Source organism: Streptomyces filipinensis (assembly GCF_014649495.1).
GTDB classification, from domain to species: Bacteria; Actinomycetota; Actinomycetes; order Streptomycetales; family Streptomycetaceae; genus Streptomyces; species Streptomyces filipinensis.
The window spans coordinates 1,063,997-1,090,688 of sequence record NZ_BMTD01000001.1; the positions used below are offsets into that span (position 1 = coordinate 1,063,997).

21 protein-coding genes are annotated in these 26,692 nt (G+C 72.7%); 13 read left to right on the forward strand and 8 right to left on the reverse strand.

All coding sequences use genetic code 11. The annotated features are described in order from the left end of the window. Positions 1-10: 10 nt before the first annotated feature. A complete protein-coding gene (locus IE244_RS04815; protein WP_191871318.1) occupies positions 11-943 on the forward strand; it encodes an SCO2102 family sporulation regulator in 933 nt (310 codons plus the stop codon). A 37-nt stretch (positions 944-980) separates the two neighbouring features. Here IE244_RS04815 and IE244_RS04820 read toward each other — a convergent pair whose 3' ends face one another. From IE244_RS04820 to IE244_RS04835, 4 genes are all read right to left on the reverse strand, one after another. Next, positions 981-2,492, reverse strand: coding sequence for a phytoene desaturase family protein (locus IE244_RS04820; RefSeq protein ID WP_191871319.1), 1,512 nt, complete (start codon positions 2,490-2,492; stop codon positions 981-983). A gap of 411 nt (positions 2,493-2,903) precedes the next feature. Next, entirely contained in the window at positions 2,904-3,533 is a 630-nt protein-coding gene (locus IE244_RS04825) for a TetR/AcrR family transcriptional regulator (protein WP_191871320.1), read from the reverse strand. A gap of 47 nt (positions 3,534-3,580) precedes the next feature. Next, complete coding sequence (locus tag IE244_RS04830; protein ID WP_191871321.1) at positions 3,581-5,668, reverse strand: YhgE/Pip domain-containing protein; 2,088 nt, start codon at positions 5,666-5,668, stop codon at positions 3,581-3,583. Then, a complete protein-coding gene (locus IE244_RS04835; protein ID WP_229853946.1) occupies positions 5,655-6,479 on the reverse strand; it encodes an ATP-binding cassette domain-containing protein in 825 nt (274 codons plus the stop codon). The genes IE244_RS04830 and IE244_RS04835 overlap by 14 nt, the downstream gene beginning before the upstream one ends. Before the next feature lie 166 nt (positions 6,480-6,645). Here IE244_RS04835 and IE244_RS04840 point away from each other — a divergent pair, with 166 nt between their 5' ends. The 3 genes from IE244_RS04840 to IE244_RS04850 all read left to right on the forward strand — a co-directional run bounded on the left by IE244_RS04840 (position 6,646) and on the right by IE244_RS04850 (position 8,864). Then, the gene (locus IE244_RS04840) at positions 6,646-7,218 is read left to right on the forward strand and encodes an SAV_6107 family HEPN domain-containing protein (protein ID WP_191871323.1); all 573 of its coding nucleotides are present in this window, start codon (positions 6,646-6,648) and stop codon (positions 7,216-7,218) included. A gap of 157 nt (positions 7,219-7,375) precedes the next feature. Beyond that, positions 7,376-8,203 (forward strand): class I SAM-dependent methyltransferase, encoded by an 828-nt coding sequence (locus IE244_RS04845; RefSeq protein WP_191871324.1) that lies wholly within the window; start codon positions 7,376-7,378, stop codon positions 8,201-8,203. A gap of 277 nt (positions 8,204-8,480) precedes the next feature. Next, positions 8,481-8,864: an SCO2097 family morphological protein gene (locus IE244_RS04850; RefSeq protein ID WP_191871325.1), complete on the forward strand. Its 384-nt coding sequence runs from the start codon at positions 8,481-8,483 to the stop codon at positions 8,862-8,864. Between the two features lie 140 nt (positions 8,865-9,004). Here the strand turns inward: IE244_RS04850 and IE244_RS04855 are convergent, their stop codons facing one another. The 4 genes from IE244_RS04855 to IE244_RS04870 all read right to left on the reverse strand — a co-directional run bounded on the left by IE244_RS04855 (position 9,005) and on the right by IE244_RS04870 (position 14,647). Beyond that, positions 9,005-11,389, reverse strand: a complete 2,385-nt coding sequence (locus tag IE244_RS04855) for a transglutaminase TgpA family protein (RefSeq protein WP_191871326.1) — start codon at positions 11,387-11,389, stop codon at positions 9,005-9,007. Continuing rightward, positions 11,386-12,747 carry a DUF58 domain-containing protein gene (locus IE244_RS04860; protein WP_191871327.1) on the reverse strand — a complete coding sequence of 454 codons (1,362 nt, stop codon included), beginning with the start codon at positions 12,745-12,747 and terminating at the stop codon, positions 11,386-11,388. Before IE244_RS04860 ends, IE244_RS04855 begins: the two co-directional genes overlap by 4 nt. Then, positions 12,747-13,790, reverse strand: coding sequence for an AAA family ATPase (locus IE244_RS04865; protein WP_191871328.1), 1,044 nt, complete (start codon positions 13,788-13,790; stop codon positions 12,747-12,749). Before IE244_RS04865 ends, IE244_RS04860 begins: the two co-directional genes overlap by 1 nt. 245 nt (positions 13,791-14,035) lie before the next feature. Further along, positions 14,036-14,647: a beta-class carbonic anhydrase gene (locus IE244_RS04870; RefSeq protein WP_191871329.1), complete on the reverse strand. Its 612-nt coding sequence runs from the start codon at positions 14,645-14,647 to the stop codon at positions 14,036-14,038. A gap of 357 nt (positions 14,648-15,004) precedes the next feature. Here IE244_RS04870 and rsmH point away from each other — a divergent pair, with 357 nt between their 5' ends. From rsmH to murG, 9 genes are all read left to right on the forward strand, one after another. After that, positions 15,005-15,961, forward strand: coding sequence for a 16S rRNA (cytosine(1402)-N(4))-methyltransferase RsmH (gene rsmH / locus IE244_RS04875; protein ID WP_191871330.1), 957 nt, complete (start codon positions 15,005-15,007; stop codon positions 15,959-15,961). A gap of 42 nt (positions 15,962-16,003) precedes the next feature. After that, complete coding sequence (ftsL, locus tag IE244_RS04880; protein WP_191871331.1) at positions 16,004-16,573, forward strand: cell division protein FtsL; 570 nt, start codon at positions 16,004-16,006, stop codon at positions 16,571-16,573. Between the two features lie 5 nt (positions 16,574-16,578). Beyond that, positions 16,579-18,543, forward strand: a complete 1,965-nt coding sequence (locus IE244_RS04885; protein WP_308436251.1) for a penicillin-binding transpeptidase domain-containing protein — start codon at positions 16,579-16,581, stop codon at positions 18,541-18,543. Between the two features lie 166 nt (positions 18,544-18,709). Next, positions 18,710-20,230: a UDP-N-acetylmuramoyl-L-alanyl-D-glutamate--2,6-diaminopimelate ligase gene (locus tag IE244_RS04890; protein WP_191871333.1), complete on the forward strand. Its 1,521-nt coding sequence runs from the start codon at positions 18,710-18,712 to the stop codon at positions 20,228-20,230. A 28-nt stretch (positions 20,231-20,258) separates the two neighbouring features. Beyond that, positions 20,259-21,665, forward strand: coding sequence for a UDP-N-acetylmuramoyl-tripeptide--D-alanyl-D-alanine ligase (locus IE244_RS04895; RefSeq protein ID WP_191871334.1), 1,407 nt, complete (start codon positions 20,259-20,261; stop codon positions 21,663-21,665). Then, positions 21,662-22,735, forward strand: a complete 1,074-nt coding sequence (gene mraY, locus IE244_RS04900; protein ID WP_079071365.1) for a phospho-N-acetylmuramoyl-pentapeptide-transferase — start codon at positions 21,662-21,664, stop codon at positions 22,733-22,735. The genes IE244_RS04895 and mraY overlap by 4 nt, the downstream gene beginning before the upstream one ends. After that, positions 22,717-24,162: a UDP-N-acetylmuramoyl-L-alanine--D-glutamate ligase gene (gene murD / locus IE244_RS04905; RefSeq protein WP_191871335.1), complete on the forward strand. Its 1,446-nt coding sequence runs from the start codon at positions 22,717-22,719 to the stop codon at positions 24,160-24,162. Before mraY ends, murD begins: the two co-directional genes overlap by 19 nt. A gap of 68 nt (positions 24,163-24,230) precedes the next feature. After that, entirely contained in the window at positions 24,231-25,592 is a 1,362-nt protein-coding gene (ftsW, locus tag IE244_RS04910) for a putative lipid II flippase FtsW (protein ID WP_191871336.1), read from the forward strand. Between the two features lie 6 nt (positions 25,593-25,598). Then, entirely contained in the window at positions 25,599-26,687 is a 1,089-nt protein-coding gene (gene murG / locus IE244_RS04915) for an undecaprenyldiphospho-muramoylpentapeptide beta-N-acetylglucosaminyltransferase (RefSeq protein WP_031166490.1), read from the forward strand. Positions 26,688-26,692: the final 5 nt, after the last annotated feature.

Below are 26,692 nucleotides of genomic sequence, written 5' to 3' on the forward strand. Positions count from 1 at the left end.
AGGGGCGTACATGGGCTGGACGGTCCTCTACATCGCGTTCGGCATCGTCGCACTGTGGTTGCTGGGCGAGGTGCTGCTGCAGTACAAGGCACGCCTGCGCTGGCGGCTGCTCGCGTTCGCCGGCTTCCTCGGCGTCGTGGTCGGCGTCCTGATGCCGTCCGTGATCGTGATCGGCGTCGGCGCGATCGCCTTCGCGCTCGGCCAGACCTACGTCACGCTCTCCTTCCGCCGCGGTTTCGCCGCGGGCTGGGCGGTCAAGCGCCCCGACGCCGAGACCGGCGGCGCCAGCAAGCGCCGCCGCGGCAGGGCGGACCGGCACGACCCGCAGCCGGAGACCCCCGACCTGGAGCCCGGCGGCCCGGACGACGACCCCGGCCGGGCCGGCTACCAGCAGGGCAACGACGACTACGACGACTACGACCGCGACGACGTCTTCACCCCGGCCCGCCCCGCCGACCCCACCGCCGCCGAGACCACCGCCGTCTACGAGCCGCAGCCGCTCCCCGAGGACACCGGCTCCTACGGCGTCTACGGCGACACCGCCCACGCGGGCGCGACCCAGACCCAGGGCGCCGAGCAGCAGAGCTACGCCTACGACTACTCGGGCTACGGCCAGCAGGCCTACGGCTACGACGCCACCGGCCAGCAGGCCTACGCCAACTACTCCGACCCGTACATCGGCAGCCAGTCCTACGGCGGCGCCCCGTACGACACCGGCTACCCGGGGCAGTACGGCCAGCAGGGCTACGCCCAGGACCCGTACGCCGGCGGCGGCTACGGCGAGACCCCGGCGGGCGGTGTGTGGGTGCCGCAGCAGCGCACCGACGAGACCTACGGCGGCGAACTCCCGCCGGAGCAGCCCTACCCGTACCAGGGCCAGCCGCAGGGCCACGCACCGCAGCCGCAGCCCGGCACCGGGTACGACGAGCAGTACCGTTTCTGAGACCCCGCCCGGCCCGTTGCGCGGGCCGGGCCGCCGCTCACTGGGAGCCGCGGAACTCCGGGCCCTCCACGATCAGCCCTGCCACCAGCGCGCCCGACATGCCCGCGTGCGGCAGACCGCCGCCGGGGTGCGACCAGCCGCCCACCCGGTACAGACCGGGCAGCCGGGTGGTGTTCGCGGGGTGCAGGAAACGGCCCTGGCCGGCGGCGAGCGAGGGCGCGGTCACCGCGCCGGGGAAGTCGCTCGCCCCGTCGTCGGTGCGCCCGGGCGCGCGCACCTCCTGCCACAGGACGCGCTCCCGCAGCCCCGGTAGCGCGCGACCGGCGGCTTCGAGGAGATGGTCCGTGTACCGCCGGACCGTGCCCTCCCGGTCCCAGCCGGCACCGGCCGGCACCACCGCCGACAGCACCACGGACTCGTGCGCGTCGTCCGGTGCGAGCGCGGGGTCGTCGGGGCGCAGCACGGTCACCGTGGGACGCGGCGGCTCGTCACCGCCCGCCGAGCCCAGGAAGTCCAGCTCGGCCTGCGGGTCCGGCGGGTGGACGACCGTGCGGTGCGCGGCACCGGGCTCGCGCCCGCCGCGCAGGGCCAGCAGCACGGTGAACCGCCCCGGCCGGGGCGCGGACGGATCGGCGCGCACATCGCCGTCCGCGTCCAGCGGACACTCCGTCAGCGCCTTCAGCCGCGCCGGGGCCACGCCCGCCACGACATGGTCCGCCTCGGTCGCCGTGCCGTCCCCCAACTCCACGCCCACCGCACGGCCGTCCTTCTCCAGGATCCGTACGACCTCCGCGCCGAAGACGAACTCGACCCGCCGCCGCACGCACCGCTCGTACACCGCGCGCGCCAACTCCCGCATGCCGCCGCGCACATACCAGGTACCGAAGGCGTGCTCCATGTAGGGCAGCACGGCCGCGCTCGCCGGAGCGGTCCGCGGATCGAGGCCGCAGGCGAGTGCGGAGCTCTCCAGGAGCGCCGACAGGCGCTCGTCGCGCAGTTCGAGGGAGCCGATCTCGGACAGCGTGCGCGCGTGCCGCGTGCGCAGCAGGCGCCGGTGCGGCACGGCCGGATACGGCTCCTTGTCGGCCAGCACCTGCCAGTTGGGCCACAGCGGCTCCTCCAGCAGCGGCCTTCGGGTGCGGTCCCAGGCTTCCCGGGCCCGGACCAGGAACGCGCCCCAGCGCTCGCCCGTGCCCGCGCCCAGCGCCTCGTCCAGCGCCGCGACCACGCCCGAGCGCGAGGCGTTCGGCAGCGAGACCTCGGTGCCGTCCGCGAAGACGTGCCGCGAGGACGGATCGACCTGGACCAGCCCGACGCAGTCCTCCAGCGGCTCCCTGCCGGTCTTGACGAACAGGTCGCGGTACACCGCGGGCAGCGTCAGCAGTCCCGGGCCGGTGTCGAAGCGGAACCCGTCCCGCTCGAACCGGCGCACCGCGCCGCCGTACGTCTGCGTACGCTCGTACACCACCACCCGGTGGCCCGCGACGGCCAGCCGGGCGGCGGCCGCCATCGCGCCCATCCCGGCGCCGATCACCGCAATCCGTGCCATGCCTGCGACCTTATCGACCGCCACTGACAGTCCGGCCCGCGGGCGGCCCCCAGGGGTGATCCGGTCGGCGGCCGCCTCGCGCGGCAAGCGCGGTCGCGCACGCGTGCGGCTGAGCCGGGTGGCTGAGTATCCGTACTCACGTGGCGAGATGAGTACGCGCGCGGATGGGCCGCGGCCCGTGCGGAGGGGAGAGTGGAGGCACGGCAAGGGGGCGCGGCCCGGCACCGCCGGCACGGGGCGGCGGAACGGCGCCCGCCACCTGGCCGCTCCTTCCGCCGATCCGTCGGCGGAAGCGAGTCGGGGGACCCGGGGACGACCACCCGCGGGGGACCATCGGGGGAAGACCGTACGGGGGAGTACGGGGAGTGCGAAGGCGCCGGTCCGGCAGCGGACCGGCGCCTTCCCGCGGGTTCAGCCCTTTCCGCTCACGCGTCCCTGGAGCAGCCGGGACAGGGCCGCGTGGACGTCGTCGAGCGAGCGCTCCGGCTGGAAGGACTGCCAGTCCAGCGCGGCCACCAGGACCATGCCGACCAGCGCGGCCGCCGTCAGCTGGACGTCGATCTCCGCGCTGAACTCGCCGGCCGCCACGCCCTCGCGCAGCACCCCCTCGACGACCGCGACGGCCTCCTGCCGGACCACCATCAGCGTGGACTGCCAGGCCCGGTTGGTGCGCCACAGCTCCGCCACGTACAGCTGGGTGAAGGCCGGGTAGCGGTCGATGAAGACCAGGCCCGCGCGGACCATGGCGTCCAGTGCGTCCACCTTGCTGCCGCCCTCGCGGGCGGTCTCCTCCGCCGCCTCCTTCAGCGAGGCGGTGAGCAGACCCACGCCATGCCGCAGCAGCTCCTCGAAGAGCACCGACTTGCTCGCGAAGTTGTAGTACACCGTGCCTTTCGCGACCCCGGCGCGTTCCGCGATCTCGTCCACCGTGGTGGCGGAGAAGCCCTGCTCGGCGATGAGGGTGACGGCCGCTTCGTAGAGCTTCTGCCGGGTGGCCTCGCGGCGGGTGCTGCCGCCGGACCTGGCGCTACTGCTTTCCATGGCCCTGATTCTCACAGGTACGCGCGCGTGCGGCGGGCGCTTGCCGATCACAGGCTCAGCTCCGGGTGCAGCCGGTCCAGCGTCCACACCTGGCGGCGCCGGGCCGCGAGCGCGGTCAGCGCCAGCGCACCCGCGGTGAACGCCGCCAGCACCCCGCACGCCTGCCAGACCGGGCCGAGCCCGCCGCCGGTGATCAGCCGGCGCAGCGCCTCCACGATGTAGCTCATCGGCAGGAACGGATGGATCGCGTTGAAGAAGCCCGGGCTGGTCTGCACCGGGTACGTGCCGCCCGCCGAGGTCAGCTGGAGCATCAGCAGCGCGAGCACCAGGATCCGGCCGGCCGCGCCGAAGCGGGCGTTCAGCCACTGCACGATCGCCCCGAAGCACGCCGTGACCAGGCACAGGAACCCGATCGTGCCCGCCGCGCGCAGCATCTGCAGTCCGATCGCCCAGTGCAGCACGGCCATCAGCGCCGCCACCTGGAGCACGCCGACGGCGACCACCGGCAGCCAGCCCGCGAGCGCGATCCGCCAGGCCGGCGAACCCGCCGCCAGGGCACGCCGGTTGAGCGGCGGGATCAGCATGTAGGCGACCATCGCGCCCACCCACAGCGACAGCGGGATGAAGTAGGGGGCGAAGCCGGTGCCGTAGTTCGGCGCCTTGTGCAGGTCGTGGGAGGCCAGCTGGACCGGGTCGGCCATGACGCCGGTGCGCCGGTCGCGGTCCTTCTTGTCGTAGTCCGGGATCTTCCTGGCGCCGTCGTGCAGTCCGCCGGCGAGCTTCCCGGAGCCGTCGGACAGCTTGTACAGGCCGCCGTTCAGGGTCTCGGCGCCCGAGGCGGCCGTGCCGATGCCCTTGTCCAGCGCGGTGGCGCCGGTCTTGGCGGTGCCGATCCCGGTGTGCAGCTTCTTGGCGCCGGCGGCGACCTTCTGCGCGCCGGTGTTCAGCTTGTTGATCTTCCTGACGGCGTCGTCGACGTCCTCGTACAGGTGCGGTGCGCGCTCTTCGAGGGCCTTGGCCTGCTTCTGCAGGGTGCCGAGGTTGTCCCGCATCGTCTTCAGGTCGCCGTCCTGGTCCAGGACGAGGGTGTTGACGTCGTCGGCGACCGTGGCCACCTCGGCGGCGGCCTGCTTGGCGCGCTTGAGCTCCGGGCAGAACGACGGGTCGGGGACGGTGGCGTCCTCGCAGCGCGTCTTGTAGATCCCGGCCAGGATGTCGGAGTTCGTGTGGGCGAGCTTCGCGGTGCCCGGGGCGTGCTTCACCAGGACGTCGAGGTTGTCCTTGACCGTCTTGGCCGAGTCGGCGACCAGACGGGCGGTGTCGCCGATGGTCTTCTCGTTGTCCTTCAGGAAGGGGCCGGTCTTGCCGTAGACGCCGTTGACCTTGTCGGCCAGCGCCTTCGTGCCGTCGGCGACCCGCCGGGAACCGTCCTGGAGGTCGCCGGCGCCCGTGTTCAGCTTCTTCAGGCCCTTGGCCAGCTTGCCGCTGCCGCTGCTGGCGTCCTTCAGGCCGTCGGCGAGGTCCTTGGAGCCCTTCTCCGCCTTCCCGATGCCGTTGTTCAGCCGGTCGGCGCCCTTGGCGGCGGTGACGGTCTTGTCGTGGATGCCGGAGAAGGAGACGAAGATCTTGTCCAGGAAGGTGCGCGAGGACTTGGCGGAGGCGGCCGAGCGGACCTCGTTGAAGACGGTGCGGGAGATCTGGCCGACGATGTAGTTGTTCGCGTCGTTGGTGCGCACCTGGAGGGCGCCGGTCTGCGGGGAGCCGCCGGAGCTGGAGGCGATCTTCCGGCTGAGGTCGGCCGGCATGGTCAGCGACAGGTAGTAGGTGCCGTCCTCGACGCCCCTGCGCGCCTCCTCGTCGCTCACCTCGTGCCACTCGAAGGTCCGGCTGTCGCGCAGTCCGTCGACGATGTCGTCGCCGGCGGTGACCCTCTTCCCGCCCGCCGTGGCGCCCTTGTCGTCGTTGACCAGGGCGACCGGGATGCGGTCCAGACGGCCGTAGGGGTCCCAGAAGGACCACAGGTACAGGGCGCCGTAGAGCAGCGGCAGCACGAGCAGCGCGACCAGGGCGGCGCGCGGCAGCTTCCCGCGCCCGAAGCGCCTCAGTTCGAGCGCGGCCAGCCTAGGCGAGCGCATCGGCGTCCTCCTTGGGGTCGCTGGTCCCGTCCCTCTTCCCGGCGCCGGGGGCGTCGGACCGGTCCTTGCGCGTGTCCGTCTCCGCGCCGTCCGCCGGGTCCGTGCCGGCGCCCGTTTCGGTGTCCGTCCGTCCGGTCGGCACGACGACGCAGTCACCGGGGGCGGTGCGGCAGACGACCGCCACCGTCGTGCCCGCGCGTGTGAGGGACCGCAGCACGTCCCACAGCGCGGCCCGCTCGGTGTCCGAGAGCTTGACGTCGATGTCGTCGACGCCGAGCAGCGCGGGCCGGCCGAGCAGGGCCAGGGCGAGGGACAGGCGCAGTTCCTGCGGCCGCTCTAGGTCGCGCACGGCGGTCCGGGAACCCTTGGGCAGCGTTTCGAGGTCGAGTCCGGCGGCGGCCAGCGCCGCGTCGACGCGCAGCCGTGCCTCGTGCGTGCGCTGGGGGCGGGGCCGCAGCAGTTCGCGCAGGGAGTCGCCGAAGCGGCTCTGCAGCAGGGCCCGTTCGCGCAGGTGCTCGCCGACGGTCAGGGCCGGCTCCAGGTCGGTCACGCCCGCCACGTTGGCCACCGCGCTGACGCGGCGCAGCCCGGCCATGTGCCGGGGGAGTTTGAGGCCGCCGACGGTGGCCACTCCCTCGGTGGGCTTCATCCGCCCCGTGAGCGCGAGCAGCAGACAGGTACGGCCGGAGCCGGACGGTCCCTCGATCGCGATGAGCGAGCCGGGCTCCGCGTCGAGGGTGATGCCTCGGAAGGCCCACCCCCGTGGTCCCTTGAGCCCGAGGCCCTCGGCCCTGACGTGCACGCCGTCCACAAGCCCCCCTTGCCGATCCACGTTTTTGAACTGACTGGTCAGTGCAAAAATACGCCCGAACCTTCGGTCGAGGCAAAGCCCCAGGTCAGAACGGATTGTCAGTGCCATACCTCACGATGGGCACATACGGCATCCGTGCCGTCACCCAGACGACAGGAGGTTCGTCATGGCCAATCCCTCCGCAGCCGCCGCACGCCGGCGCCGCGCCACCGGCCCTGCCCCCTCACTGACCGGCCCGGCGAGCGACGTGCACCCCGTGCTCCGCCGGGCCACGGCCCCGCCCGCCGCCCTCGACCTGCTCGCCCAGGCCCGCGCCGGACTGGAGGAGGCCACCGTCCTGGAAACACCGAACGAGCGCTATGCGACGGCCCACCTCGCCGCCCTGCGCACCGCCGCCGCCGTGCTCGCCGCCCGGGGCCGCCCCGAGACCTCCCCGCGCCGCCGCGCCCGGATCCGCAGCGCCTGGGAAGTGCTGCCCGAGATCACCCCCGAACTGACCGAGTGGAGCGCGCTGTTCGCCTCCGGCGCCGCCCGCCGTGCCCGTGCCGAGGCCGGCATCCGGGACGCGGCGAGCCGGCGGGACGCCGACGACCTGATACGGGACGTGGGGATGTTCCTGCGCATCGTCGAGCGGATGCTCGTCCTGCAGCCGGTCCTGCCCCAGCCCCGCCCGGAGGCCGGGGACGCCGGGGGAGCGGCCGGCCCGCCTCCGCGCAGCGACCTCCCGGACGCGGGCTGACCACCGGCTGAGAGAGGTTCCGGAGGCGACGACGGCCGCAGCCGGTCCGCCGTGCGAGACGGACACGGCCGTGCTCCGGCGCGGTGACCGGGACGGCATCGGAGGCAATAGGGTGGAGTCGCCTGAAGCCTTCCAGCCTGCCGAGGAGTCAACAGCCGTGTCGGACCCGATGCGCCCACCCGTCTCCCACCGCCACCCCCAGTGGACGTCGTCGCGCTCCGACACCCCTCGATCCCGCTCCTCCCTGCGTACCGCCGTGGTCTGGGACGTGCTCCAGGACGCCCTCGACCGCCGGGTCAAGGCCACCGGACGGGAGTCGCTCGACGTCCTCGACACCGGCGGCGGCAGCGGAAACTTCGCCGTGCCCCTCGCCCGGCTCGGCCACCGCGTCACCGTGGTGGACCCCAGCCCGAACGCCCTGTTCGCGCTGGAGCGCCGGGCCGCCGAGGCCGGCGTCGCCGACCGGGTCCGGGGCGTCCAGGGCGACGCGCACGGCCTGTTCGACGTGGTCGAGCGCGGTGGCTACGACGCCGTGCTGTGCCATGGCGTCCTGGAGTACGTCGACGACCCGGCCGAGGGCGTTCGCAACGCCGTCGCCGCGCTGCGCGCCGAGGGCGTCCTCAGTCTGCTCGCCGCGGGCCTCGGCGGTGCCGTGCTCGCCCGCGCCCTCGCCGGGCACTTCACGGAGGCCCGGCAGGCCCTGACCGACCCCGACGGCCGGTGGGGCACCGGTGACCCGGTGCCGCGCCGGTTCACCGCCGATCAGCTCACCGCGCTGGTCGAGGGCGCGGGCCTGCGGGTGGGCGCCGTGCACGGGGTGCGGGTCTTCGCCGACCTGGTCCCCGGCGTCCTCGTGGACACCGAGCCCGGCGCCCTCGACGCGCTGCTGAAGCTGGAGGCCGCAGCGGCCGAGCTGGCCGCGTTCCACTCCGTCGCCACCCAGCTGCATGTGCTCGGTGAGACGCGGGGTGCCGCCGAGGCCTGAGCTCACGGCCGTGACCCGCCGCTGATCAGGGCCTGGGCAGCGGATGGAGTACGCCACAAGCCCCCCGATCGTGGGGTTTGCGCCGTATGATCGAGGTACACCACCCGGCATGACGGGTCGGCTGCCGGGGAATGGAAGCCTCAGCGAGCCGTGACGGCCATGACGGATTCCGGTTCGCCAACTGGCGCAGAGGGGCGGGTTTCACGGGGGCGATTCCCTGCCTATCCTGAAGGGACCCCCCGGGTCGCCCCGGCGACTGCACGATGAGGAGGACTCCGTGCCGCTCTCGGAGCACGAGCAGCGCATGCTCGAGCAGATGGAGCGAGCGCTGTACGCCGAAGATCCCAAGTTCGCGTCAGCGCTTGAGGGAAGCGGGCTGCGTACGTACACCCGGCGGCGGGTCTACCAGGCGGTCGCAGGCTTCCTCGTGGGTATCGCGCTCCTCATGGCCGGAATGGTCGCGCAGCTGATCTGGGTCAGCGTGGTGGGTTTCCTCGTCATGCTGGGCTGCGCCGTCCTCGCTGTCACGGGCTGGCGAAAGGCCCCGAAGCCGGGCGAGCAGCCCACGGGCGCCGTCCGCCGCCAGGTGCGGCCGAAGCGCTCCATGATGGACCGGATCGAGGAGCGCTGGCAGCGCCGCCGGGACGAACAGGGCCGGTAGCCGTCCGGCGGTCTCCACCGCCCACGGACGACGCCGGCAGACGACGCAGACGGAGAACGCCGACAGGCGACGCAGACGGAGCACGCCGACAGACGATGCTGAGGGGCGACCACCGCGGGTGGCCGCCCCTCAGCGCTGTCTCAGCCCTGTTGCTGCGAGGGCCGGCTCGGGCCTGGCCTGGCCGCGGCCGCCCGGGCCCGGAGCGCGGACCAGCGGTCCGCCACCGCCCACAGCACCCGCACCGACGAGCGGGGCAGGAACAGCGCCCGCAGCCGCGTGCCGGTGCTCACCGTGCCGCGCAGCCCCTCGACCACCCGGCGCACGTCCTCCGCCACTCCGGCCGCCGGGCGCGGCCGGGGCGCGTACAGCACCTGCTCCACGGCGTCCGCCACCCGGTGCACCGCGGCACCGGCCGCCGGGTCCAGCCGGCCGAGACCGACGATCCGGGCCGCCGCCCTGCGCGGGGTCAGCGACTCGTCCGGCGGGATGCCGTGGTCCCAGGCGCTGTCCGTCAGCTCCCGCCAGACCGCCAGGGTGTGTCCCGCCGCGCCCTGCTCGGTCCGGGCGTGCCCGCCCAGCCGCGCCGACCGCACCCGCAGCCGCCACAGCAGCGGCGACAGCGGCAGGGCCAGCACCACCAGCGCGGCCAGGCCGATCAGCAGGTACCACCCCGGGCCCGGGCCACCGCCGCCGTCGCTCGGGACCGCCGCCGCGGACGCGGTGTCGCAGCCCTGCACCTTGACCAGCTCGGGCGTGCAGCTCTCGCTCGCCGAGGGTGCCGCCGAGGGCGCCGTGGACGAGTGGTGCGAGGGCAGGTCCTGGTCCGGCAGCGAGGTGCCGGGCGTGTCCGACTGGGTGTACGACGGTGTCGTGCCGCGGGTCGGGGTCGGCTCGAAGCGGGTCCAGCCCACGCCCTCGAAGTACAGCTCGGGCCAGGCGTGCGCGTCCTTCTGGCTCACCGCGACCGTGCCGTCCGCCTGCGGGGTGCCCGGCGCGAAGCCCACCGCGACCCGGGCCGGAATGCCGAGCGTGCGGGCCATCGCCGCCATCGCGAAGGAGAAGTGGACACAGAAGCCCTCCTTCTTCTTCAGGAAGTTCGCGATGGCGTCCGGGCCGCGGCCGACCTCCACCTGGGTGTCGTACTGGAAGCCGCCCGTGACGGCGAAGTAGTCCTGGAGCTTGACCGCTTCCTCGTAGTGGCTGCGCGCGCCCGCGGTGATCTCCTCGGCGGTCTTGGCCACCACCTTCGGCAGCGAGGACGGCACCTCGGTGTACTCGCGCTTCAGGGCCGCGGGCGGCTCCGGCGCGGTGGACAGCTGCTGCGCGGTCGGCCGCAGGTCCAGGCTGGTCACCTGGTAGGCCGCGCCGCGCGTGGTCTGGCCGTGGTCGCCGACGACGGCCATGCCGACCGGTTCGTAGCGCCAGCGTCCGCCGATCTTCACCCCGCTCGGCGGGTAAGGCATCGGCAGCCAGTCCTGGGCGTACCAGTCCGCCGCCGTGACCGTGGTCGTCACCGTGCCGCGCTTGATGTCCGCGCCGAGGCCGAGGGGCGTGGGGAACCGGTCCGGCACGCCGACGACGCGCCGCTGCGCCGGCTTCCAGGTGGTGCCGTCGAAGTCGTCCAGGGAGGCGATCCGCAGATACAGGTCCGAGATGTCGTTGGTGCTGGTCCGCAGGGTCAGCACCTGGCGGTCGTTGTCCGTGTTCAGGTTGTCGCGCAGTGCCACCAGCAGGTTGACCGCGCCGCCCCCGAGCCCCTCGCCGCTGCCGGCCCCCACGCCCGTCCCGGCGGCGTCCAGCAGGCCGCCCTGCATCGCGGGCAGCGCCAGCGGAACCATCAGGGCCACGCCCAGCGCCACCGCCCCGATCCGGCGTCCGGTGCGCACCGGCGCCACCGCGCCGTCCTCCGGGGAGCCCGGGGAACGGGGAGCGCCACCGAAGACCCGGCCCCACTGAGCCAGCCGGTCCCGGCCCTCGGCGAGCAGCAGCATCAGATAGCCGGCCGCCGCCACCAGGAACCACAGCCAGTCGGCGGCGCCTTGGGACAGCCCGGCGGCCACCGAGTACAGCGCGAGCAGCGGCAGCCCGGCCGGGGCCGCGCTGCGGAAGGTCACCGCGAGCGTGTCCACCAGCAGGCCGATCACCAGGGCACCGCCGATCAGCATCAGCTTGATGCCTTCGGTGAGGGGCGCCGGGATCGCGTACTCGCCGACGTCGTTGGAGCCCTGCTGGAGCAGATCGGCGAAGTGCCGGAAGGCGTCCGGCCCCGGGACCAGCCCGATGATCGCGTGCTCCCGCGCGAAGACCAGCGTCAGCAGCACCAGCGTGGCCAGCGCCTGCGCCACCACGGTCAGCGGCCGGCCCAGCGGCACCCGGCGGGCCGCGGCACCCACCCCGCTCTGCACGGCCAGCAGCGGCACCAGCTGCAGCAGCCAGGTCGGCTCGGCCACCAGGGGCAGCAGCGCGCAGGAGGCCATCAGCGTGGCCGCCGCCGCGCACAGCGCCAGTCGTGCCCGCCCGCTCATCCCCTGGCCTCCCCGCTCGACGGCACCAGGCCCGAGCGCTCCCGGTCCGCCTGCTGCCACAGCGCGTTCAGCGCGGCGCCGCGCGGCACGCTCAGCGCGGTCCAGCCCGACTCGCGCAGCAGCCGCAGGCGTTCGGCGTGCCGGTCGCCCGGCAGCGGCCCGTCGGTCGTCTCCCGCACCCACGTGTGGGGGTCCAGCACGAAGGCGACGGCACCGCCGCTGCGCCGGCTCATCCTGGCGACCGTCGCGGCCTGTTCCTCGTCCAGGTCGCCCAGGAAGGCGACCAGCAGCCCCTCGTTGCCGCCGCGCAGCACGTCGTACGCCCGGGACAGGCCGGTCCCGTCGGAGTGGTCGATCACCGCGAGGGTGTCCATCATCAGCCCGGCCGCCTCCGCGGTCTCCTGGCCGGTGCCGGCGAACCCGTCGGCGCCCTCGCCGGGCACCACGCTGCCGCTGTCGGTCAGCAGCCGTACCGAGAAGCCGCGTTCGAGCATGTGCACCAGCACCGAGGCGGCGCCGGAGACGGCCCACTCGAAGGCCGAGTCGGGGCCCGCGCCCTCGTAGGCACCACCCCGGGTGTCCAGCAGCACGGTGCAGCGGGCGCGCCGGGGCTGTTCCTCGCGGCGCACCATCAGCTCGCCGTAGCGCGCGGTGGACCGCCAGTGCACCCGGCGCAGATCGTCGCCGTAGCGGTAGCCGCGCGGGATCACGTCGTCCTCGCCCGCCAGCGCCAGCGACCGCTGCCGCCCGTCGCCGTACCCCTGGGCCTCGCCGCTGAAGCGGACCGCGGCGAGCGGCTGCACGCGCGGGATGACCGTCAGGGTGTCGTGCGCCGAGAAGGAGCGGGTCAGTTCGCACATCCCGAAGGGGTCCGTCAGCCGCAGCTGCAGCGGGCCCAGCGGGTAGCGGCCGCGCAGGTCGGAGCGGACCCGGTAGGACACCTCGCGGCGGCCGCCCGGCTCCACCCGGTCCAGCACGAACCGGGGCCGCGGTCCGAGGACGTACGGCACCCGGTCCTGGAGCATCAGCAGGCCGGTGGGCAGCCGGGAGACGTTGTCCATCCGCAGGTGCACCCGGGCCTCGGTGCCGGCCGGCACGCGCGCCGGGGCGAGCCGGCGGGTGCCGGAGACCCGGTAGCGGGTGCGGTACACGACCGTCGCGCAGGTCAGGGGCAGCACGGCCAGCAGCAGGCCGACGCGCAGCAGATCGCTCTGGCCCAGGACGTACGCGCAGATCGCGGCCGCGATCCCGGCCGCCAGGAAGGAACGACCGCGGGTGGTCAGACCCGCCAGGGCCGTACGGACGCCGCCCGTCTCCCCGCGGTCGGCCTCCGCCTGCCCGGCCCCCCCGGTGCCCATCACAGACTCCGCGGGGGCTGCTGCGGATACGCCGGGACGTTCCGGCCGAGGCCGCCGAAGCCCGGTGCCTGCCGGCCCGGTGCCGCGGGCAGCGGGGTGTGCTGGAGGATCTCCTGCACGACCTGCTCGGCCGTGCGGCGGTTCAGCTGCGCCTGCGCCGTGGGCAGCAGGCGGTGCGCGAGGACGGCGACGGCGAGTGCCTGGACGTCGTCCGGCAGCGCGTACTCCCGGCCGGCCAGGGCCGCGGACGCCTTCGCCGCGCGCAGCAGATGCAGCGTCGCGCGCGGGGAGGCGCCGAGTCTGAGGTCGGGGTGGGTGCGGGTGGCGGCGACCAGCTCCACCGCGTACCGGCGGACCGGCTCGGAGACGTGCACGGTGCGCACCGCCTCGATCAGCTTCACGATCTCGTGGGCGTGCGCCACCGGCTGCAGGTCCTCCAGCGGGCTGACCCCGCCGTGGATGTCCAGCATCTGCAACTCGGCGTCCACGCTGGGATAGCCGACGGAGACGCGGGCCATGAAGCGGTCGCGCTGGGCCTCGGGCAGCGGGTAGGTGCCCTCCATCTCGACCGGGTTCTGGGTGGCCACCACCATGAAGGGACTGGGCAGTTCGTAGGTCTGCCCGTCGATGGTGACCTGCCGCTCCTCCATGGACTCCAGCAGCGCCGACTGGGTCTTGGGCGAGGCGCGGTTGATCTCGTCGCCGATCACGATCTGCGCGAAGATGGCGCCCGGCTTGAACTCGAAGTCCCGGCGCTGCTGGTCCCAGATGGACACACCGGTGATGTCCGAGGGCAGCAGGTCGGGCGTGAACTGGATGCGCCGCACCGAGCAGTCGATGGACCGCGCCAGCGCCTTGGCCAGCATCGTCTTGCCCACGCCGGGGACATCCTCGATCAGCAGGTGGCCCTCGGCGAGCAGCACGGTCAGGGCCAGCCGTACGACCTCGGGCTTTCCCTCGATCACGCCCTCCACCGAACCGCGCACCCGCTCCACCGTGGCGGTCAGATCAGTGAGGCTCGCTCGATCGTCATAGGTCGTCACCCGGCCCTCCTCGGCCCGTACTTTCCGGGCCGACGCTGCTTGCGAAACCGGCCCACCCCGAAACACGGACACCACGCGGGAAAGGTTCCGCGTGACGTCACCCCCGCATTCTTGCCGCCGTTACCGATTCGTGTCACTCGCCTGTGGACAACTGCCCGCACGATGTCGGTCTTACGGCTTTTTCGACCGCGTTTTCGATACGGCTGCGGCGGGATGCTTCCGGGGTGGCCGGCCGGCGCGTCCGGTCAGGCCGGGTCGACCTCGCGCAGGAGACCGGTGCGCACGTCGAACACAAAACCGCGTACGTCGTTCGTGTGCAGCAGGAACGGCGAGGTGCGCACGCGCTGCATGGACTGGCGCACGTCCTGGTCGACGTCCCGGAAGGACTCCACCGCCCACGCCGGGCGCTGACCGACCTCCATCTCCAGGTCGTGCCGGAAGTCCTCGGTGATGGACTCCATGCCACAGCCGGTGTGGTGGATCAGCACGACGCTGCGGGTGCCGAGCGCCCGCTGGCTGATGGTCAGGGAGCGGATCACGTCGTCGGTGACGACGCCGCCCGCGTTGCGGATGGTGTGACAGTCGCCGAGCTGCAGGCCGAGGGCCTTGTGCAGGTCGAGGCGGGCGTCCATGCAGGCGACCACGGCGACCTGGAGAACGGGACGGGCGTCCATGCCGGGGTCGGCGAACGCGGCGGCGTACCGCCGGTTGGCCTCCACCAGGCGCTCCGTCACGGTGCCGCCGTCCGTTATGGCGCCTTCGGATCCAGTGGGAACTGCTGCGGAAGTCGTCATACTCATGACGTTACTGGTCACGCCCGGTCCTGGCCCGCTGTGAGTCGGGACAAAGAACGTCATCACGGCTTGTTGTGAGCCACCCCACACGTGGGGCAAACCTGCTCCGGACGGGTGAACACCGCCGAATTGCGGCTCCCGCCGCGATGCGGTAGGCGACGCGCAGGCCGGTTGATTGACCGCGCGACACGGTGGACTAAAGTGGCGCGAAGCGGGAGACGTGGCTCTCCCTGCTGGTGAAACCCCGGAGACCCCGGCTCGCACCCGGGCCGTCTCCCCGCGTGCGCGGCGCGTACGCACGGCTCGGCCTCCTCCCGCTCCCGGTCCGGCTGACGCTTCCGGCGCCGGCAGGCCTCCCCTTCACGAGCTGGCGGGGACCCGGCGGTGCGTACGGGCCGCGCCGGAAGATGAGAGGCCCCCTTGAGCCAGAGTCGACACGTCCCGGTGATGCTCCAGCGGTGCCTGGACCTGCTGGCGCCCGCCCTGGAGCGCCCGGGAGCGGTGGTCGTCGACTGCACACTCGGCCTCGGCGGGCACAGCGAGGCGCTGCTGAGCCGGTTCCCCGAGGCGCGGCTGATCGGCCTCGACCGGGACAAGGAGGCGCTGCGGCTGTCCGGCGAGCGCCTGGCGCCCTTCGGCGAGCGCGCCACCCTGGTGCACGCCGTCTACGACGAGCTGCCCGACGTGCTGCGCCGGCTGCGCATCGCGCGCGTGCAGGGCGTCCTGTTCGACCTCGGGGTCTCCTCCATGCAACTGGACGAGGCCGGCCGCGGCTTCGCCTACGCCCAGGACGCGCCGCTGGACATGCGGATGGACCAGACGACCGGCATGAGTGCCGCCGAGGTCCTCAACACCTACCCGCCGGGCGAACTCGTGCGCATCCTGCGCGCGTACGGCGAGGAGAAGCAGGCCAAGCGGATCGTGGCCGCGATCGTGCGCGAACGCGAGAAGGAGCCGTTCAGCAACAGCGCCCGGCTCGTGGAGCTGATCCGGGACGCCCTGCCGCAGGCCGCCAAGCGCACCGGCGGCAACCCCGCCAAGCGCACCTTCCAGGCGCTGCGCATCGAGGTCAACGGGGAGCTGTCCGTCCTGGAGCGGGCGATCCCCGCGGCGGTGAAGGCCCTCGACGTCGGCGGGCGGATCGCGGTGCTGTCGTACCACTCGCTGGAGGACCGGCTGGTCAAGCAGGTGTTCGCGGCCGGCGCCGCGTCCACCGCGCCGCCCGGGCTGCCGGTCGTGCCCGAGCGCTACCAGCCGCGGCTCAAGCTGCTCACCCGGGGTGCCGAACTTCCCACCGAGGAAGAGGTCGCCGAGAACCGCCGGGCCGCACCCGCCAGGCTGCGCGGCGCCGAGCGCATCAGGGAGGACGCCGAGTGAGCGAGACGGGCCGCTTCGACGCCCGCACGGACCGGGGGAGCCGTGCCTAGGAAACCCGAACTGAAGGGGCGGGCCGCGCGGCTCGCCCGGCTCTTGCCGGCCGGCCGCGCCCGGGCCGCCCGTGCCCCGTTCGTCCTCCTCGTCGTCCTGCTGCTCGGCGGCGGCCTCATCGGGCTCCTGGTGCTGAACTCCGCGCTCAGCGAAGGCTCGTTCAAACTCGACGCCCTGCAGAAGGAGACGAGGAGCCTCACCGACGAGGAACAGGCCCTCCAGCGGGACATCGACGCCTACTCGGCCCCCGACGCCCTCCAGCGCCGGGCCCGCCAGCTCGGCATGGTCCCCGGCGGCGACCCGGCCTTCCTCAACCCCGACGGCACCGTCAAGGGCGTCACGGGTGTCGCGAGGCCCGACCCCGCCGCCCTCACCGGCCCGGTCGCCCCCGAGACCGTGACCCCGGCCGCCGCCCTTTCCGCGACCCCGTCCACGCCCGTCTCTCCCGTACCGGCGCAGGGACAGTCCCAGTCCGTCCCCGCGCCCTCCGCCCCGGCGGGGGCCGTACCACCACCGCCCGCCGCCGCCCAGCCCATCCCCACCCCGACCCCCGGCAGGTGACGGAAGTGTCCGACAGGGAAGCGCCGCGCCGTCGTGTGCCCGGGCCTGCCAAACCGCCTCGGCCCAGGAGCGCCGTGCGGCGCCAGCCCGGGCCCGGTGCGCGTCCGGCGCGGCGGCCGAGCGGCGCCCGGCCGCCGGGCCAGCGCCCCCTCCGGCTGGGCAGCGCCCGGCCCCGGCTGCGCATGGTCAGCCTCGCCCTGACCCTGGTGCTGCTGGCCTTCGTCGTGCGGCTGCTCCAGGTGCAGGCCGTCGACGCCAGCGCACTCGCCGCGCGGGCCGAGCAGAACCGCTATGTCGTGCACACGCTGGCCGCCGAACGCGGCGGGATCACCGACCGTAACGGCGTGGCCCTCGCCATCAGCGAGGACGCGTACGACATCACGGCCGACCCCACGATGTTCAGCAGGAAGCAGCTGCAGGTCGGCGACGGCCCGGAGCAGGCCGCCGCGCTGCTCTCGCCGATCCTCGGGCAGAGCCAGGCCGAGCTCGTGAAGAAGCTGCGGCCCAGGAACAGCAGCTCCCGCTACACCCGGCTCGCCACCCGGCAGACCCCGCAGGTCTGGAAGCAGATCAAGGACCTGAAGGCCGCGCTCGCCAAGAAGTCCGAGACGGACCACGGCACCGCCAACGTGCTGGCCGGCGTCTTCGCCGACCCCAGCAGCCAGCGGGTGTATCCCAACGGCGACCTCGCCGCCGGGACACTCGGCTGGGTCAACGCCGACGGCCAGGGCGGCGGCGGCATCGAGCAGGAGCTGAACAAGCAGCTGTCGGGCAAGGACGGCAAGATCCGCTACGCCCAGTCCGGCGGCCGCGAGGTGCCCACGGCCGGGTCCAACGAGACACCCGCCGTGCCCGGCTCCGACGTCGAGCTGACCATCGACCGCGACATCCAGTGGGCCGCGCAGAACGCCATCACCGAGCAGGTGCGCAGGTCCAGGGCGGACCGCGGGTACGTGATCGTCCAGGACACCCGCAGCGGCGAGATCCTGGCCATGGCCGACGCGCCCGGCTTCGACCCGAACAACCTGTCCGAGGCGGACGCGGAGGCCATGGGCAACGCTGCCCTCCAGGACGCCTACGAGCCCGGCTCCACCGCCAAGGTGATGTCCATGGCGGCCGTGCTGGAGGAGAACGCCGCGACCCCGCTCACCCACGTCGTCGTACCCAACCGGCTGCACCGCGGCGACCGGCTCTTCTCCGACGACGTCGACCACGACACCTGGTACCTCACGCTGAACGGCGTCCTCGCCAAGTCCAGCAACATCGGCACCATCCTGGCCACCGGCCAGCTCGGCCGCACGCAGTCCGAGGCGAACAAGGTCCTCTACTCCTACCTGCGCAAGTTCGGCATCGGCAGCTCCACCGGGCTCGGCTTCCCCGGTGAGACCCCCGGCATCCTCTCGCCGTACCAGAAGTGGTCCACTTCGCAGCAGTACACGATTCCTTTCGGCCAGGGCTTCTCCCTCAACGCCCTGCAGGCCGCCTCCGTCTACTCGACCATCGCCAACGGCGGGGTCCGGATCGAGCCGACCCTGGTGCGCGGCACCAAGGGCCCCGACGGACGCTTCACCCCCGCGCCCAAGCCCAAGGACACCCGGGTCGTCAGCCAGAAGACCGCCACGGCCCTCTCCCAGATGCTGGAGTCCGTCGTGGACGACGAGCAGGGCACCGGCATCAAGGCCCGCATCCCCGGCTACCGGGTCGCGGGCAAGACCGGCACGGCCAACCGTGTGGATCCGGCCACCGGCAGGTACCACGGATACACCTCGTCGTTCGCCGGCTTCGCGCCTGCGGACAACCCCCGCATCACCGTCTACTGCGCCATCCAGAACGCCACCTCCGGCAGCTACTACGGCGGCCAGATCTGCGGTCCCATCTACAAGCAGGTGATGGAGTTCGCGCTGAAGACCCTGCAGGTGCCGCCGACCGGGGCGCAGCCCGCCAACCTGCCCGTCGACTACAAGCCCTGATCAGCACCTCGGAAACACCAGGAACCAGCCCGTGACAACGATCACCCCGGAACCCGGGAACCAAGGCGCCTCACGCCCCTCACTTCGCCCCGGAGCGGGTGCGGCGGGTACGCTCACCGCCGTGCCACACGCTGATCAGTCCCAAACCACCCAGAAGGGCGCTTCCGTGACATATCCGGGACCGCCGCGACCGGTCGAGGTCTCCGCCACACCCCTCGCGGAACTGGCCGATCAGCTGGGTGCCGCCGCCCCGGAGGCCGCCGCCGAGGTCACGGGGATCACCCACGACTCGCGCGCCGTCCGCCCCGGTGACCTGTACGCCGCCCTGCCGGGCGCCCGCCTGCACGGCGCCGACTTCGTCACCCAGGCCGCCGGCCTCGGCGCGGTCGCCGTGCTCACCGACCCGACGGGCGCCGAGCGCGCGGCCGCGACCGGACTGCCGGTCCTCGTCGTGGACGACCCGCGCGCGCGGATGGGCGCACTCGCGGCCACCATCTACGGCCGGCCCGGGCACGACCTGCTCCAGATCGGCATCACCGGCACCTCCGGCAAGACCACCACGGCCTATCTGGTCGAGGGCGGACTGCGCACCGCGAAGTCCACCGGTCTCGTCGGCACGGTCGAGATGCGCATCGGCGACGAACGCATCAAGTCCGAGCGCACCACCCCGGAAGCCACCGACCTGCAGGCGCTCTTCGCCGTCATGCGCGAGCGCGGTGTCGAGGCGGTCGCCATGGAGGTCTCCAGCCACGCCCTGGTCCTCGGCCGGGTCGACGGCTGCGTCTTCGACGTCGCCGTCTTCACCAACCTCAGCCCGGAGCACATGGAGTTCCACTCCGACATGGAGGACTACTTCCGGGCCAAGGCACAGCTGTTCACGCCGCGGCGCAGCAGACTCGGCGTGGTCAACGCCGACGACGAGTACGGCCGCCGGCTGGCCGAGGAGGCCACGGTCCCCGTCGTCACCTTCTCCGCCGAGGGCCACCCCGACGCCGACTGGCGGGCCGAGCACGTCCAGGTCGGGCCCATGGACGCGACGTTCACCGTCGTCGGTCCGGACGGCGAGCGCCTCCACGCCAGGTCGCCGCTGCCGGGCCCCTTCAACGTGGCGAACACCCTCGCCGCCATCGTCGCCCTCGCCGCGGCCGGCCTCGACCCGCAGGCCGCCGCCGACGGCATCGCCGCCGTACCCGGCGTCCCCGGCCGCCTGGAGCGCGTGGACGCCGGACAGCCCTACCTCGCGGTCGTGGACTACGCCCACAAGACCGACGCGGTCGAGTCGGTGCTCAAGGCGCTGCGCAAGGTCACCAAGGGCCGGCTGCACGTGGTCCTCGGCTGCGGCGGCGACCGCGACCAGACCAAGCGCGCCCCGATGGGCGCGGCCGTGGCCCGCCTGTCCGACACGGCCGTACTGACCTCCGACAACCCCCGCTCCGAGGACCCCCTCGCGATCCTCGCGACCATGCTCCAGGGCGCGGCCTCCGTGCCCGCGCACGAGCGCGGCGAGGTGCTCCTGTTCGAGGACCGGGCCGCCGCGATCACCGCCGCCGTGGGCCGCGCCCGGGCCGGCGACACCGTGCTGGTCGCGGGCAAGGGCCACGAGCAGGGCCAGGACATCGCCGGCGTGGTCCGTCCCTTCGACGACCGCCAGGTGCTCCGCGAAGCCATCCAGAAGACCCAGGGATGAAAATCCAGAAGACCCAGGGGATGAACTTGTGATCGCCCTCTCCCTCGCCGAGATCGCAGCAGTCGTCGGCGGGCAGACGCACGACATACCGGATCCGTCCACGCAGGTCACGGGCCCGGTCGTCCGGGACTCCCGAGAGGTGGTGCCCGGCAGCCTGTTCGCCGCCTTCGTCGGCGAGCGCGTGGACGGCCACGACTTCGCGGCGCGGGTCGTCGAGGCGGGCGCGGTCGCCGTACTGGCGTCGCGCCCGGTCGGCGTGCCCGCGATCGTCGTCGAGGACGTCCAGGCCGCCCTCGGCGCCCTCGCCCGGCACGTCGTCAAACGGCTCGGCGCGACCCTCGTCGCCCTGACCGGCTCGGCGGGCAAGACCAGCACCAAGGACCTGATCGCGCAGGTGCTCCAGCGCAAGGCGCCGACGGTGTTCACGCCGCAGTCGCTCAACAACGAGATCGGGCTGCCGCTCACCGCCCTGACCGCCACCGAGGAGACGCAGTTCCTCGTGCTGGAGATGGGCGCCCGCGGTGTCGGCCACATCCGCTACCTCACCGACCTCACGCCCCCGAAGATCGGCGTCGTCCTCAACGTCGGCACCGCCCACATCGGCGAGTTCGGCGGGCGCGAGCAGATCGCCCAGGCCAAGGGCGAGATCGTCGAAGGCCTCCCGGAGGACGGCGCGGCCATCCTCAACGCCGACGACCCGCTGGTCAGGGCCATGGCCCCGCGTACCAAGGCGAAGGTGGTCCTTTTCGGAGAGTCGGCCGAAGCGGACGTACGCGCCGAGAACGTACGACTCACGGACAGCGGACAGCCGTCCTTCAGGCTTCTCACACCCTCCGGTGCATGCGATGTGACCATGCGCCTGTACGGTGAGCACCACGTGTCGAACGCGCTCGCCGCGGCCGCCGTCGCCCATGAGCTGGGCATGTCCGCGGAAGAGATCGCCACCGCGCTCTCCGAGGCGGGCACCCTCTCCCGCTGGCGGATGGAGGTCACCGAGCGACCGGACGGCGTGACCATCGTCAACGACGCCTACAACGCCAACCCCGAGTCCACGCGGGCCGCCCTGAGGGCGCTCGCGGCCATGGGCAAGGGTCGCCGCACGTGGGCGGTGCTCGGCAAGATGGCCGAGCTGGGGGACGAGGCGCTCGCCGAGCACGACGCCGTCGGACGGCTCGCCGTCCGGCTCAACGTCAGCAAGCTCGTCGCGGTCGGGGGGATCGAAGCCTCCTGGCTGCAACTGGGCGCATATAACGAGGGTTCGTGGGGTGAGGAGTCGGTGCACGTGTCCGACGCACAGGCGGCGATCGACCTGTTGCGCAGCGAGTTGCGCCCGGGGGACGTCGTACTCGTGAAGGCGTCCCGTTCGGTGGGGCTCGAGAGCGTTGCCCAGGCGCTCGTCGAGAGCGGTGCCGAGGGTGAGGTTGCCGCCCGATGATGAAGCAGATCCTGTTCTCAGGAGTCATTGGCCTCTTCCTGACGCTGATCGGCACCCCGCTGCTGATCAAGCTCCTCGCCCGCAAGGGCTACGGCCAGTACATCCGTGACGACGGCCCGCGCGAGCACGCCAGCAAGCGCGGTACGCCGACCATGGGCGGCATCGCCTTCATCCTGGCGACGATCGCCGCGTACTTCCTGAGCAAGCTCATCACGGGTTACCCGCCCACCTACTCCGGCATCCTGGTCCTGGGACTGATGTTCGGCATGGGTCTGGTCGGCTTCCTCGACGACTACATCAAGATCGTCAAGCGGCGTTCGCTGGGTCTGCGGGCCAAGGCGAAGATGGCCGGCCAGCTGATCGTCGGCATCTCCTTCGCCGTGCTGTCGCTGATGTTCGCCGACGCGCGCGGCAACACCCCGGCCTCCACCAAGCTGTCGTTCATCACCGACTTCGGCTGGACGATCGGCCCGGTGCTGTTCGTCGTCTGGGCGCTGTTCATGATCCTCGCGATGTCGAACGGCGTGAACCTGACCGACGGTCTGGACGGCCTGGCCACCGGCGCCTCCGTGCTCGTCTTCGGCGCCTACACGTTCATCGGTGTCTGGCAGTTCCAGGAGTCCTGCGCCAACGCGCAGACCCTGACCAACCCGGCCGCCTGCTACGAGGTGCGCGACCCGCTGGACCTCGCGGTGATCGCCTCCGCGCTGATGGGTGCCTGCCTGGGCTTCCTGTGGTGGAACACCTCGCCGGCGAAGATCTTCATGGGCGACACCGGCTCGCTCGCCCTCGGCGGTGTCCTGACGGGTCTGGCGATCCTCTCCCGCACGGAACTGCTGGTGGCCATCATGGGTGGCCTGTTCGTCCTCATCACCATGTCGGTCGTCATCCAGGTCGGCTCCTTCCGGCTCACCGGCAAGCGCGTCTTCCGGATGGCACCGCTCCAGCACCACTTCGAACTCAAGGGCTGGTCCGAGGTCCTGGTGGTGGTCCGGTTCTGGATCATCCAGGGAATCTGTGTGATTGTCGGACTGGGCCTCTTCTATGCGGGATGGGCAGCGGAAAAGTGACCTCCACCTCGGAGCTCTTCGACTTCCAGGGCAAGCACGTCACCGTCGCCGGGCTCGGTGTCTCCGGCGTCCCGGCGGCCAGGGTGCTGCACGCGCGCGGGGCGGTCGTCACGGTCGTCAACGACGGCGACGACGCACGCGCGCGTGAACAGGCGGCCGCACTGGAGGCGCTCGGCATCACCGTGCGCCTCGGCGACGGCGCCTCCCTGCCGGAGGGCACCGAGCTGATCGTCACCGCGCCAGGCTGGAAGCCCGACAAGCCGCTGTTCCTGGCGGCCGAGAAGGCCGGCGTGCCGGTCTGGGGCGACGTCGAGCTGGCCTGGCGCCTGCGGGGCCACGACGGGCGGGAAGCGGCCCCCTGGCTGGCCGTCACGGGCACCAACGGCAAGACCACGACCGTGCAGATGCTGGCGTCGATCCTGACGGCGGCCGGCCTGCGCACGGCCGCCGTCGGCAACATCGGCGTCTCCCTGCTGGACGCGGTCCTCGGCGAGGAGGAGTACGACGTACTCGCCGTGGAGCTTTCCAGCTACCAGCTGCACTGGGCGCCCTCGCTGCGCGCCCACTCGGCGGCCGTCCTCAACCTCGCCCCCGACCACCTCGACTGGCACGGCTCCATGGAGGCCTACGCCCGCGACAAGGGCCGTATCTACGAGGGCAATCGGGTCGCCTGCGTCTACAACGTCGAGGACAAGGCCACCGAGGACCTGGTCCGCGAGGCCGACGTCGAAGAGGGCTGCCGGGCCATCGGCTTCACCCTCGGCGCCCCCGCGCCCTCCCAACTCGGTGTCGTCGACGGCATCCTGGTCGACCGGGCCTTCGTGGCGAACCGGCAGAAGAACGCCCAGGAGCTGGCCGAGGTCTCCGACGTCAACCCGTCGGCCCCGCACAACATCGCCAACGCCCTTGCCGCGGCGGCCCTCGCGCGTGCCTTCGGGGTGCCCGCCCAGGCCGTGCGGGAGGGTCTCAGGGCCTTCCGGCCGGACGCCCACCGCATCGCGCACGTCGCCGACATCGACTCGGTGGCGTACGTGGACGACTCCAAGGCGACCAACACGCATGCCGCCGAAGCATCGTTGGCGTCATATGAGTCGATTGTATGGATTGCGGGCGGTCTGGCGAAGGGAGCGACCTTCGACGAGCTGGTCGCCAAGTCGGCGAAGCGACTTCGCGGTGCCGTCCTGATCGGCGCCGATCGTGCCCTGATCCGCGAGGCCCTCGCGCGACACGCCCCGGAGGTACCCGTTGTGGACCTCGACCGGACCGACACTGGGGCGATGCTCCAGGCGGTGACGGAAGCGAAGCGGCTCGCGCAGCCCGGTGACACGGTGCTGCTGGCCCCGGCCTGCGCCTCCATGGACATGTTCACCAACTACAACCAGCGCGGTGACGCGTTCGCGGCGGCGGTCCGCGAACTCGAAGCCTGACCCCGGCCGCCTGCCGGGCGGATCTAGGGAGGGACGCGTGGGACGGTCGACGTTCACCGGAGGCGCCGATGCCCAGTAGCCGTACCGGCCGGCCACCCGTGCAGCGGGCGTCCGGGCGTCCCGCCGTCGCCCGGACCTCCCGCGACAACCCCGTGCAACGGTTCTGCACGCGCGCGCGCAAGGCCTGGGACCGTCCGCTGACCGCCTACTACCTGATCCTCGGCGGCAGCGTCCTGATCATCGTGCTGGGCCTGGTGATGGTCTACTCGGCCTCCCAGATCACCGCGCTGCAGATGTCGCTGCCGGGGTCGTACTTCTTCCGCAAGCAGTTGCTGGCCGCCGTGATGGGCGGCGTACTGCTGTTCGCGGCCTCCCGCATGCCGGTGAAGCTGCACCGGGCGCTGGCCTACCCGATCCTGGCCGGTGCCGTCTTCCTGATGGCCCTCGTGCAGGTGCCGGGGATAGGGATGGCGGTCAACGGCAACCAGAACTGGATCTCCCTCGGGGGCTCCTTCCAGGTCCAGCCGAGCGAGTTCGGCAAGCTGGCCCTGGTCCTGTGGGGCGCGGACCTGATCGCCCGCAAGCAGGAGAGGAAGCTGCTGACCCAGTGGAAGCACATGCTGGTGCCGCTGGTGCCGGTCGCCTTCCTGCTGCTGGGGCTGATCATGCTCGGCGGCGACATGGGCACCGCGATCATTCTCACGGCGATCCTGTTCGGCCTGCTGTGGCTCGCCGGGGCGCCGACGCGGCTGTTCGCCGTGGTGCTGCAGATCGCCGCCCTGATCGGGTTCGTCCTCATCAAGACCAGCCCCAACCGGATGGCCCGGCTCTCCTGCATCGGGGTGACCGAGCCCAAGGCGGGCGCCGCCGACTGCTGGCAGGCCGTGCACGGCATCTACGCCCTGGCCTCCGGCGGACTCTTCGGCTCCGGACTCGGCGCGAGTGTGGAAAAATGGGGCCAACTCCCAGAAGCCCACACCGACTTCATCTTCGCCGTCACCGGTGAGGAACTGGGCCTGGCGGGGACGCTGTCGGTGCTCGCCCTGTTCGCGGCTCTAGGCTATGCGGGTATCCGCGTGGCCGGACGCACGGAGGACCCCTTCGTGAGGTATGCCGCGGGAGGCGTGACCACCTGGATCACCGCCCAGGCGGTGATCAACATCGGTGCGGTGCTCGGCCTGCTGCCGATCGCCGGCGTCCCCCTCCCGCTGTTCTCCTACGGAGGGTCCGCCCTGCTGCCGGCCATGTTCGCCACCGGGCTGCTGATCGCCTTCGCGCGTGACGAGCCCGCTGCGCGGGCGGCGCTTGCGATGCGGCAACCTCGCTTTGGTAGAAAGCGGGCGGGAGGCACCGGCTCCGGCCGGAAGCCTCGGAGATGGAACACGATGAGACGGCGTGCCTCGGTGGCGCGTTCGTCCGGAGAGCGGTGAATTTCGGTGCATGTCGTACTCGCCGGCGGGGGCACCGCGGGCCACATCGAGCCCGCGCTCGCCCTCGCGGACGCCCTGCGCAGGCAGGACCCGACCGTGGGGATCACGGCCCTGGGCACGGAGCGGGGCCTGGAGACCCGGCTCGTCCCGGAGCGCGGCTACGAGCTCGCGCTGATCCCGGCGGTGCCGCTGCCCCGCAAGCCCACCCCCGAGCTGATCACCGTCCCGGGCCGGCTGCGCGGCACGATCAAAGCCGCCGAGCAGATCCTGGAGCGCACCAAGGCGGACGCCGTGGTCGGCTTCGGCGGTTACGTCGCCCTGCCCGGCTACCTGGCCGCCAAGCGGCTCGGCGTGCCCATCGTGATCCACGAGGCGAACGCCCGCCCCGGCCTGGCCAACAAGATCGGCTCCCGGTACGCCGCCCGGGTCGCCGTCTCCACGCCGGACAGCAAGCTGCGCGACGCCCGCTACATCGGCATCCCGCTGCGCCGCTCCATCGCCACGCTGGACCGCGCCGCCGCCCGTCCCGAGGGCCGCCACCGCTTCGGCCTCGACCCCAACCTGCCCACGCTGCTCGTCTCCGGCGGCTCCCAGGGCGCCCGGCGCCTCAACGAGGTCGTCCAGCAGGTCGCGCCCTGGCTCCAGCAGGCCGGCATCCAGATCCTGCACGCGGTCGGCCCGAAGAACGAACTGCCGCAGGTGCAGCAGATGCCGGGAATGCCCCCCTATGTCCCGGTAAGTTACCTGGACCGGATGGACCTTGCGTACGCCGCGGCCGACATGATGCTCTGCCGCGCGGGCGCGATGACCGTCGCCGAACTCTCCGCCGTCGGACTCCCGGCCGCCTACGTCCCGCTGCCCATCGGCAACGGCGAACAGCGGCTGAACGCCCAGCCGGTGGTGAAGGCCGGCGGCGGACTCCTCGTCGACGACGCGGAGCTCACACCCGAGTGGGTGCAGCAGAACGTCCTGCCCGTGCTCGCCGACCCGCACCGGCTGTACGAGATGTCCCGCGCGGCAAGCGAGTTCGGCCGCCGGGACGCCGACGAGCTGCTCGTCGGCATGGTGTACGAGGCGATCGCCTCGCGCCGTTAGGACCG